Annotated in this window: 8 protein-coding genes, 1 tRNA gene and 2 pseudogenes; 7 read left to right on the top strand and 4 right to left on the bottom strand. The window is 66.2% G+C overall.

Annotated elements, in window-relative coordinates; genetic code table 11:
- Positions 1–125: 125 nt before the first annotated feature.
- Positions 126–560: pseudogene (locus FVW20_RS00915) on the top strand (L-lactate permease); the annotation flags it as partial.
- Positions 561–944: 384 nt separating this feature from the next.
- Here FVW20_RS00915 and FVW20_RS00910 read toward each other — a convergent pair.
- The 3 genes from FVW20_RS00910 to FVW20_RS00900 form a co-directional block, all read right to left on the bottom strand.
- Positions 945–1,460, bottom strand: coding sequence for a hypothetical protein (locus FVW20_RS00910; protein WP_196607897.1), 516 nt, complete (start codon positions 1,458–1,460; stop codon positions 945–947).
- 913 nt (positions 1,461–2,373) lie between these two features.
- Positions 2,374–2,450, bottom strand: a tRNA-Met gene (locus tag FVW20_RS00905).
- 148 nt (positions 2,451–2,598) lie between these two features.
- Entirely contained in the window at positions 2,599–3,396 is a 798-nt protein-coding gene (locus FVW20_RS00900) for an undecaprenyl-diphosphate phosphatase (protein ID WP_196607896.1), read from the bottom strand.
- Positions 3,397–3,682: 286 nt separating this feature from the next.
- On the opposite strand from FVW20_RS00900, the gene FVW20_RS00895 reads away from it, so the two are divergent.
- Genes FVW20_RS00895 through FVW20_RS00885 form a run of 3 tightly spaced genes read left to right on the top strand, consistent with a single transcriptional unit; the run spans position 3,683 to position 6,139 of the window.
- Entirely contained in the window at positions 3,683–3,880 is a 198-nt protein-coding gene (locus FVW20_RS00895) for a hypothetical protein (protein ID WP_196607895.1), read from the top strand.
- 28 nt (positions 3,881–3,908) lie between these two features.
- Positions 3,909–5,057, top strand: a complete 1,149-nt coding sequence (locus FVW20_RS00890; RefSeq protein WP_231038752.1) for an LptF/LptG family permease — start codon at positions 3,909–3,911, stop codon at positions 5,055–5,057.
- Positions 5,054–6,139 carry an LptF/LptG family permease gene (locus tag FVW20_RS00885; RefSeq protein ID WP_196607894.1) on the top strand — a complete coding sequence of 362 codons (1,086 nt, stop codon included), beginning with the start codon at positions 5,054–5,056 and terminating at the stop codon, positions 6,137–6,139. The genes FVW20_RS00890 and FVW20_RS00885 overlap by 4 nt, the downstream gene beginning before the upstream one ends.
- A gap of 354 nt (positions 6,140–6,493) precedes the next feature.
- Here the strand turns inward: FVW20_RS00885 and yihA are convergent.
- Positions 6,494–7,072, bottom strand: a pseudogene (gene yihA / locus FVW20_RS00880) (ribosome biogenesis GTP-binding protein YihA/YsxC); the annotation flags it as partial.
- Positions 7,073–7,339: 267 nt separating this feature from the next.
- On the opposite strand from yihA, the gene FVW20_RS00875 reads away from it, so the two are divergent.
- The 3 genes from FVW20_RS00875 to FVW20_RS00865 all read left to right on the top strand — a co-directional run.
- A complete protein-coding gene (locus tag FVW20_RS00875; protein WP_196607892.1) occupies positions 7,340–7,831 on the top strand; it encodes a type II 3-dehydroquinate dehydratase in 492 nt (163 codons plus the stop codon).
- Positions 7,832–7,868: 37 nt separating this feature from the next.
- Positions 7,869–8,426, top strand: a complete 558-nt coding sequence (gene efp, locus FVW20_RS00870) for an elongation factor P (RefSeq protein ID WP_196607891.1) — start codon at positions 7,869–7,871, stop codon at positions 8,424–8,426.
- 117 nt (positions 8,427–8,543) lie between these two features.
- The coding region (locus FVW20_RS00865; RefSeq protein ID WP_196607890.1) for a DNA translocase FtsK 4TM domain-containing protein at positions 8,544–9,445 on the top strand (902 nt) is incomplete at its 3' end.

The raw sequence follows: 9,445 nt of genomic DNA, 5'->3' as shown, positions 1-9,445 counted from the left end.
TTTCCAGGGTGGCGTGAGACCAAGACCCAAGGCGAATATTTGTTCGGCAAGCATGGCAATCCTCCTGAGGGAGGGCTATCCAAACTGGGCGAGGTCGGTCAATTCCACATTAAACGTCGAAGAACCACTCTGGCATTACCGTGGTTTCCATCGTGGCGCTGGCCAAGGTCATGGCCACCAGCGGCATGATCAACACCATCGCCATCGCCGTGGCCGATTCCACCAGCAGCTACTTCCCGTTCATCTCGCCGCTGCTCGGCGCGCTGGGCACCTTCGTCACCGGCAGCGACACCTCGTCCAACGTGCTCTTCGGCCAGTTGCAGATGGAAGTGGCCAACCGCATCAGCATCGATAGCACATGGATCGTGTCCGCCTCTGCCGCCGGGGCCACTGCGGGCAAGATGATCTCGCCCCAGTCCATCGCCGTGGCCACTGCCGCCACCGGCCTTACCGGCTACGAAGGGCGCATCATGAACCGCACCCTGGCCGTGTGCGTGGGCTACGTGCTGGTGCTCGGCACCCTGGTCTACGTGGCCATTCCGTACCTGCACCTGTTGTAGGCACGGCACGCAACCAGCCGCACCTTGCAAGGGGGGGGGGCGTCTTCGGGCGCTCCCCCTTTTCGTTGGCGCAATGCAGAATGCCGGATCTCGCCGCCCCGATGTGCCTCGTGACTGGCGGCACTGCGCCATGTTGTACGTGAGCGAACCGACGCGGATGGGCAGGCGACAACCGGCAAAGCGGGCCCGACAGGGCAAAGCGGGGCAGGTTGCGCGCCTGACTGGCGGTTCCGTCCCGCCTGCGGAGGGGCACGGCGCGCCCCGGCAAATGCGAACAGCGAACGCCGGATGAAAAGCAGGTCATCCCCCAAAGAGACCGCATGCAAAGAAAACGGCCGCCCCCGCAGAGACGGCCGTACAGCGGCGGCATGGCGCAGGCGGCGCTTACAGGCGCGCGTTGCGGGCGGCCTGTTGCAGGCTGCCGCGCACGATGAACAGCGCAGCCAGCAACATGCCGGAAATCAGTGGCTGCGAGCGGGTAATGAAGGCCAGCGCGAAGGCGGCAAAAGTGGCATACAACATGTAGCGATCCCACGGTTCCGCGTTGCCGCTCGGCATGTCCAGCAGGGCGCTGGGGCGGGCCAGGTAGGTGACCCCCGCCGTAAGCAGTATGATCACGAACACGCCCGCCGCGCGCAGGTCGGCCAGCATGTGCGCAAGGCCGGGCGTACGTGCGTACAGGCCAAGCCCGCCAAGCATGATGGAAATGTTCACCCCCAGCAGCAACCGGTCAAGCAGGATGCGCCGCCACATCAGCACGGCCATGCACAACGCGGCGCACAGCGCGCCAAGGCCGTAGGGCAGCAGCGCCTGTTCGGGATCGTCGCCCGCCAGTCGCGAGGCGATGGCGAAGACCTGCAACGGCAGCAGTTCGAAGGCAAGGCGTATCCACTTGTGCATGGGGTGTCCGGGACGCTGGTCTTCAGGGGTGGCGGAGCCTGCAGGGCCGCCGGGCATGCGGCCCGTGCGAGAAGTTTCGTGGGACAAGGTCGGGCCTGTGCTGGACAAGGGTGAACTGAGGAGAACCGGGGGGGATCGAAACCGCTGGCAACCATGCCGTCGGCACTGTGTAGCTCTAACCGAAAAACAGTTCCCGCAGCAAGAGGGCGTTGAGCGTCATTACAATGAACGCAATCACGCACAGCATGGTCCGCGTGGACGGCGGGCTGACGTAATGGTCTACCATCCGGCGGCTGGACGCAAGATACAGTTGCAGCAACACTATGAACGGAAGGTGCACGGAAAGGTCCCCCTGGCAAGTACACCGTATCCTTCAGCGGGTCTTCTGTGGCGGCAATGCACAGGTTCGCCGCTCCCGGCGCGATGCCAACGCCCACCGGGCATGCTTGCCCTTGATGGCGCAGGAGCCGCCGAACATGCCGGCATGAGTTGCCGGGATCAATGCATCGCACGGTGCCCGGCAGCCCCGGCCCCGCGCAGCGCAAAAACTCGCGGGCGGACGTGCACTGACTGGCGGAACTCCGGCGTGGCAGGCATGTCCCACTGGCGGTTCCCCAGGAGCCCCACAGGATGCCTGACGGTCATATCGCTGCGGGAAGAGGTGCGGCCTGCGGGTGTCTTCGACATGGAGGAAGGTGGCTGCCAATGCGAGACAGGCTGGCACGACGCGTGCGGAGCGTCATCAGACCCCCCGCGCCACATGCCGGACATGCCAGGAACAACGGGAAGACGGAACCGGGACGTGGCGAAAAGGGGCGGGGCCGGACAGGACAAGCTGAGGATAGGGCTGAACGAGACGGGGGGGGCGGAAACAACGAAAAAGGCCCTGCTCTCACAGGGCCTTTGGTGTTCTTGGTAGCAAGGGAGGGATTTGAACCCCCGACACTGCGGGTATGAACCGCATGCTCTAACCAACTGAGCTACCTTGCCAAGTCCAATGCCGCTCGGGACTCGTTCCCGTTGCGACGGATGGTTTCTCTACCGGACACGGGGTGCCTTGGCAAGCGTTTTCTGGCGGCTTTTTGAAAAAGTCCGCGCAACCACGCCCGGCGCGGCGTTGCGCCCGCCTCACACGGCGTCAATTGACCATGAACCAGAACACCAGCGGGGCCACGGCCAGCCGGTACCAGGCAAAGGGCACCAGGGTCACCCGACCCATGAGGCCGATGAACACCTTCACGGCAACCCATGCGGCCAGGAACGACACCACGAATCCGGTGGCGAAGAAGGGCAGGTCGGCCATGGTGAACAGGGCATGGCTTTTCAGCAGATCATAGCCCGTTGCCGCAAACATGATGGGCACCGCCGCGATGAACGAATATTCGGCGGCCAGGCCGCGCCGCGCGCCCAGCAGCATGCCGCCCATGATGGTGGCGGCGGAGCGCGAAAAGCCGGGCCACAGGGCCAGGCACTGGAACAGCCCGATACCCAGCGCCAGGGTCGGGGTCATATCGTCCAGGCTCGTGTATGCAGGGCGATGCGTACGCCGCTCCACCAGCAGCATGGCCACGGCGCCCACGCCCAGGGCCAGGGCCACGGTGGCCGGGGTGAACAGCTGTTCCTTGATGTAATGATGCGTCGCCAGACCCAGCAGGCTGGCGGGCAACGAGGTGATGCCCAGCAGCACGATGCCGCGCATCCCGGCAAAGCGCACGTGCGGTTTGGGCCGCAGCAGGCCCCAGAAGCGGTCCCAGTACAGCACCACCACGGCCAGGATGGCCCCGAGCTGGATGACCACCTCGAAGGTGGTCGCCTTGGGTCCGGTGAAGCCCAGCAGATCGCCCGCGATGATCAGGTGCCCGGTTGAGGACACCGGCAGGAATTCTGTCAGCCCTTCGACGATGCCGAGCAGGACGGCGGAGAAGATGTCGTGCATGGATGGTATTCGGCCTTGGCGACCGTGCGGCTGGGGGTGGAGGGGGAAGGGGCCGTGCGCGGGTCGGATACGGAATGGCGCGGCCAGTGTGGCAGGGCACGCAGGATCGCGCAAGGCCCGGACGCCGGATTGCGCGGGGATACCGCATGGGGCGTCGAGTTGCAACCCCGCCGGGGTTGATGTAGATTCCACGCCGCGCGAATGGCCGCAAGCCTTCGGGCCGCCGCCTGGCCGCCATGGCCTTCGGCGCAATCACACCGTTCCGCAAACCCGCCGGGGGGGGATCATGACCACCGTCATTCCGCATAGCGAACTGGTGAAGCGCGCCGCCGCCTGGGTGGCGGAACACCGGGCCGAGCAACCGTCCCGCCCCCTGACCGATCTCGTGGACGAGGCGGGCGCGCGGTTCAACCTCGGCCCCATGGAAACCGAAATGCTGCTCGACCTGTTCCGCGGCTGCCACACCGACCAACCACAGGAATAGCCCTCTGCCCCTTCGTCTCAATACCCTTTTGCAGCGCCAGCTGTTCGGCGAACTGCTGCACCTGTTCCTGCTCTGTCTGGGCTCGCTGCTCACCCTGGTCCTCATAGGCCGGGGCCTGCAACTGCGCGAACTCTTTCTGGGGCTGGACCTCGGCCTTGCCGACGCGGTGCTGCTGTTCGTCTACCTGACCCCGTTCTTCATGCTGCTGGTAGTGCCGGTGGCGTGCATGCTCAGCGTGTTCCTGACCTTTCTGCGCATGAGCACCGACCGCGAACTCATCGCCCTCAAGGCGGGCGGCGTCAGCCTGTACCAGATGCTGGCCGCGCCGTTGCTGTTCTGCGCGTTGTGCACCCTGCTGACCCTGGGCATTTCGTTGCAGGGGCTGGCCTGGGGCATGGCCAACTTTCGCGCCACGGTCATGGACATCGCCAACAGCCGCGCCCGAGTGGTGGTGCAGCCCGGGGTATTCAACAAGGACATTCCGGGGCTGACCCTGTTCGCCCGACAGGTGGACCCCTCCGACAGCAGGCTGTCGCAGGTCATCGTCGAAGACCGCTCGCGCGAGGACTCCACACTGACCATCCTTGCCCCCACCGGGGCCATTGCAACCGACGAGGCGCGCGGCGAACTGCTGTTCCGCCTGCACAATGGCCGCCTGTACAAGACCGAAGGGCAGCAGGTTTCCGTGCTGGGCTTTGGGGAGTACGTGGTGCGCATCGACCTGGGGTTGATGTTCAAGGGGCTGGACCTCGGCAAGGTCAAGCCCAAGGAGCTTTCCTGGGAACAATTGCGCGCACTGGCCAAGGACGAGAACAACAAGTACCTGCGCAAGGTGGTGGTGGAACTGCACAAGCGCTGGGTGTTTCCCGCGGCCTGCCTGGTACTGGGGCTGTTCGCCATGCCGCTGGCCTGCGCCTTCGACGGGTTGCGACGCCAAGTCGGCGTGGTGCTGGCCCTGCTGATGTTCCTGGCCTACTACAGCCTGCTTTCGTTCGGGCTGACCACCGGCGAGACGGGCACCATTGCGCCGGAAGTGGGGGTGTGGACGCCCAACGTCCTGTTTCTGGCCGCCGGATTGTGGGGCCTGCGGCTGACCGCGCGCGAGCGTGCCCCGGCCCTGGCCAGCCTGTTCTCGCACTGCCGACTGGCTCGGCTGCGCCGCAAGGAGGCAGCATGAGCCTGCTGGCCCGCTACCTGTTCCGCAACAACCTGATGCTGATCCTGCCCACCCTGGCCGTCGGCACCGGGTTGTACATCCTTTCCGACCTGTTCGACCGGCTGGACGACTTTCTTGAAGCCGGGGTGAGCTTCAGCGTGGCGGCATGGTACTTCGCGGCCAAGACGCCGCTGATCATCTCGCAGATCCTGCCCGCCGTGTTCCTGCTGGCCACCCTGGCCCAACTCTGCCTGATGTCGCGCGGGCGCGAGCTCATCGCCCTGCAGGCCGGGGGGATCTCCATGGGGCGGATTGCCCGCGTCCTGGTGCTGTGCGGCCTGGTATGGGGCGGGCTGCAACTGGGCTTTTCACAGGTGCTGGGCGTTTCCGGCGAGGTGGAGGCTGCGCGCATCTGGAGCGAGGATGTGCGCGGCAAGACCGAGGCCACGGCCACGCTGCGCAACGTATGGTTCACCGACGGGTCGTACGTGGTCAGCCTGGCCGAGGTGGTGCCAGCCCGGGGCACGGGTCGCGGCCTTGCCGCCTACGAACTTTCCGACGACGGGTTGTCCATCCTGCGCGTAGTGCGCGCCGCAACGTTCACGGCGGGGCAGCGCCAGTGGGAACTGGGCGACGTGACCGAATTCGATCCGTCCGGCTACCTCAGCACTCGCCACGACAGCCTGACCCTGCCGCTGCGGCAGGACGTGCAGGCCTTTCTGGTCACCGCGCGCAATGCCGACCCCTCGCGCCTGCCCCTGTGGCAACTGGGCGACGCCATCGACCGGCTGTCGGCTTCCGGCTCCAACGTCGAGGGTGTGCGCACCGCCTGGCACATGAAGCTGGCCTACGCGGCCTCGCTGGTGGTCATGGCGACCGTGGCCGCCGCCATCGTGACCTGGCGCGACAACATCTACCTGGGCATCGGCCTGTCGCTGGGCATCACCTTCCTGTTCTACACCATGTTCACCGTGGGCGGCACGCTGGGGCAGAAGGGCATTGTCTCACCCCCGCTGGCCGCGTGGGGCGCCAACGCGCTGATTCTGGCCGTGGCAGTGACCCGGCTGGCATGGGTGCTGAAACCGCGTTTCAAGTCCGGCTGATACGGTCGGTGACAAAACCGCACCCAAAAATGGCGCCCCGGCATGCACGGCATGTCGGGGCGCTGTTCTTTGCGGAAAAGGCATGCGGACCGGCAAACCGAACGATGCCGGGCTCCGCGCGAAATCCGGTCGGATTGCCCGGAGCCGGGCAGGGGCTTATTCCGCGCTTGCGCCGGATCCGGAATCCTCGGGCGGCATCAAGCCATTGGAGGCGGCATCCGGGGCAACTTTGGACGTCGCATCGGAGACGCCCTTCGATCCACCCGTCAAGCCGCCTTGGGGGGGGACGTCCGCCAGCGGCACGTCTCGCTTGGCGCTGCCGAAGGGATCCAGCAGGGCGGAGCCCCGCACTTCGCCCGCGGCAACCACCCTGCGCAGCGACGCCCACAGGTTGTCCACGCCCATGCCCGTCTTGGCGGACACCACCAGCGGGGCGATGCCCCCCAGGATGTCGCGCCACTGGCGCTGGCGCTCGGCGCGTTCGCGCTGGGAGCATTTGTCGGCCTTGGTCAGCACCGGCAGCAGGGTGATGCCGCTCTTGCGGGCGAAAGAGGTCAGGTCCAGATCCAGCTGCTGCGGCTCCAGGCGGCTGTCCAGCAGCACGGTCAGGCCCTTCAGGGTGGGGCAGGTGCTCAGGTAGCGCTCGATGAGTTCGGCCCACTTCTGGCGTTCTTCCTTGCTGCACTTGGCGTAGCCGTAGCCGGGCAGGTCCACCACGTAGAAGCCGTCGGGCTTCACGCGGTAATAGTTGATGGAGCGTGTCTTGCCGGGGGTGGCGCTGATCTTGGCCAGCGCCTTGCGGCGGGCCAGGGCGTTGACGAGCGAGGACTTGCCCACGTTGGAGCGCCCGGCAAAGGCTATCTGCGGCGCGTCGAAGGCGCGCATCTGTTCCAGGGTGTAGACGGTGGCTTCAAGTTCAAGCACTGGTTGCATGATCGTATCCGATGGCGCCGGGCGCCGTATGGCTGGGGGTAGGCCCGAGGGGCGGCGTGATGGGGCCTGTCGGGCATGACGGGGAGCGGCTGCCGGGGCATGGTGCCCGGCGTGGCTTCATTGTTGACAACAGGCCGCCGTTGGGAAAAAATATCCTGTTACCCGATGCGGGCGCATGGTGTCCAGTCCGGCCCATCCCGTTCCGCCGCAATTGGCCCCACTGCCCAACAACCGGCCCCGCGCCGCCAACCGCACAAAGGACGCCGCATGGCCCGCTATCGCATACTGGTGCTGAACGGCCCCAATCTGGGTGCGCTGGGCGTGCGCCAGCCCGACATTTACGGCAGCGTGGGCATGGATGCCGTGCCCGGTCTGGTCGGTCAGGTGCTGGGCGCTGGCGCCAGCGGCGTGGAACTGGAGTTCTTCCAGTCCAACGGCGAAGGCGTGCTCATCGACCGGCTGGAACAGGCCCGGCGCGACGGTGTGGACGGCGTGGTGCTGAACGCGGGCGCGTACACCCACACCAGCCTCGCCCTGGCCGACTGCCTGGCCTGGATCGGCCTGCCCTGCGTCGAGGTGCATCTCAGCAACGTGCTGGCGCGGTCCGAACCGCTGCGCCAGAAGAGCTACATCGGTCGCCACGTCATCGGCGTGGTTGCGGGCTTCGGCATCACCAGCTACGCACTCGCCGTGCAGGCGCTGGTGCTGCATCTGGACCAGTCGAATGCCCGGCAGTCGCCCGCCGCGACCCCGGTGTAGCGCCGCATATCCCTACGAACATCACTCCGGAGGCTTCATGTATTCAACCACCGATTTCAGGAAGGGTCTCAAGATCGAAATCGACGGCACGCCCTTCGAAATCGTCGAGTTCCAGCATTTCAAGCCCGGCAAGGGCGGCGCCATGGTGCGCACCAAGCTGCGCAACCTGCTGAACGACCGCGTGGTGGACAACACCTTCCGCTCCGGCGAAAAGGTGGGCCGCCCCGACATGGAAACCCGCGAAATGCAGTACCTGTACCGTGAAGGCGACGACCTCGTGTTCATGGACCTGACCACCTACGAGCAGCTGCACATCGCGGAAGACACCACCGACGGCAAGGCCGGCTTCCTCAAGGAAGCCCAGCAGGTGCGCGTGCTGCTGTACAACGGCAAGCCGCTGGACATCGACCTGCCCGTGTCCCTGGTGCTGGAAGTGACCGACACCGAACCCGGCGCCAAGGGCGACACCGTGAGCAACGTGACCAAGCCCGCCACGCTGGAAACCGGCATCGTCATCGGCGTGCCCATCTTCGTGAACATCGGCGACCGCGTGAAGGTCGATACCCGCACCCGCGACTACCTGGGCCGCGAATAGCCCGATTTCGCGCCCGGCTCCGGGGAGTTTTCCCCAGCCCGCGGCGGGTGGCGGCATGGTCGCCAGTCCGGCGCAGCGGGGCCGTGTGGACGGAAACCCACGAGTACGGTAAGGGATATGGCCGATACGGTCATATCCCTTTTCTTGCGGGCCGCCCCGCGCCAATACGCACTCCGCGACAATCAGGAGGGTGCCGCCACGGACGGCAACAAACTGGCCCGCGAGCTTTTCGGGCTCTTACTCATCTTCTGGGGGCTGCTGCTGTTGCTCAGCCTCGCCACCTTCGACGCCCGCGACCCCAGCCTGAACCACGTGGTCAGCAATGCCACGCAGGTACGCAACAGCGCAGGGCTCTTCGGCTCGTACATCGGCGGCATCCTGGTGGACCTCTTCGGTTTTTCCGCCTTCCTGTGGCCGTTCGGGTTCATGGGCATCGGTGCGCGCTACGTGGTCATTCCCTTCGACGTGCCGTGGTGGCGCTGGCTGGGGCTGATCCTGCTGGGCGCCTGCGTGGCCACGCTGGGCGCGGGATGGAACCTGTCCATCGGTGACGTGGGCGGAGGCGGCTTCTTCGGGGTCATCCTGCACAACTTCGCGGCACACTATTTCAGCCCGCGCGGCTCGGCGCTGGTGTGGCTGTTCCTGTTCCTGATCTCTGCGCAGTTGGTGCTGGCCCTGTCCTGGTCGGCCATGGGCCGCCGCATCCTTGAAGGATTGCGTGAAGGGTTGACGCCCAGGGCAAAGCCCGCCGCAAAGCTGGAAATTTCCGCGCCGCGCAGCGCGAAGGAACCTGCCGTGGCCCGCCCGGTGATCGTGGGGGGCGACGAGCGTCTGCCCAATCCCGCGGACCTTGCGGACCCAGCGGTCAGCCCCGCGCGCGCTTCCCGCTGGCTGAAGCTGCCGGGCATGGGCGTGTTCCAGTTCCTGTGGAACCGCAAGCGCGGGGCAAGGCAGGGGCAGGTGGTCGATGTGACCCCCGCGCCGCTGCCCGCCGGGCGCGACGTGCAGGGCACCCCCCG

This window comes from Nitratidesulfovibrio oxamicus (assembly GCF_015731765.1).
Classification (GTDB): Bacteria; Desulfobacterota; Desulfovibrionia; order Desulfovibrionales; family Desulfovibrionaceae; genus Cupidesulfovibrio; species Cupidesulfovibrio oxamicus.
This window is presented reverse-complemented; position numbering and strand designations above follow the sequence as displayed.

Coding starts and splice junctions, on each gene's coding strand:
- FVW20_RS00910 (WP_196607897.1), bottom strand. CDS start 1,460: ATGCACAAGTGGATACGCCTTGCCTTCGAACTGCTGCCGTTGCAGGTC.
- FVW20_RS00900 (WP_196607896.1), bottom strand. CDS start 3,396: ATGCACGACATCTTCTCCGCCGTCCTGCTCGGCATCGTCGAAGGGCTG.
- FVW20_RS00895 (WP_196607895.1), top strand. CDS start 3,683: ATGACCACCGTCATTCCGCATAGCGAACTGGTGAAGCGCGCCGCCGCC.
- FVW20_RS00885 (WP_196607894.1), top strand. CDS start 5,054: ATGAGCCTGCTGGCCCGCTACCTGTTCCGCAACAACCTGATGCTGATC.
- FVW20_RS00875 (WP_196607892.1), top strand. CDS start 7,340: ATGGCCCGCTATCGCATACTGGTGCTGAACGGCCCCAATCTGGGTGCG.
- efp (WP_196607891.1), top strand. CDS start 7,869: ATGTATTCAACCACCGATTTCAGGAAGGGTCTCAAGATCGAAATCGAC.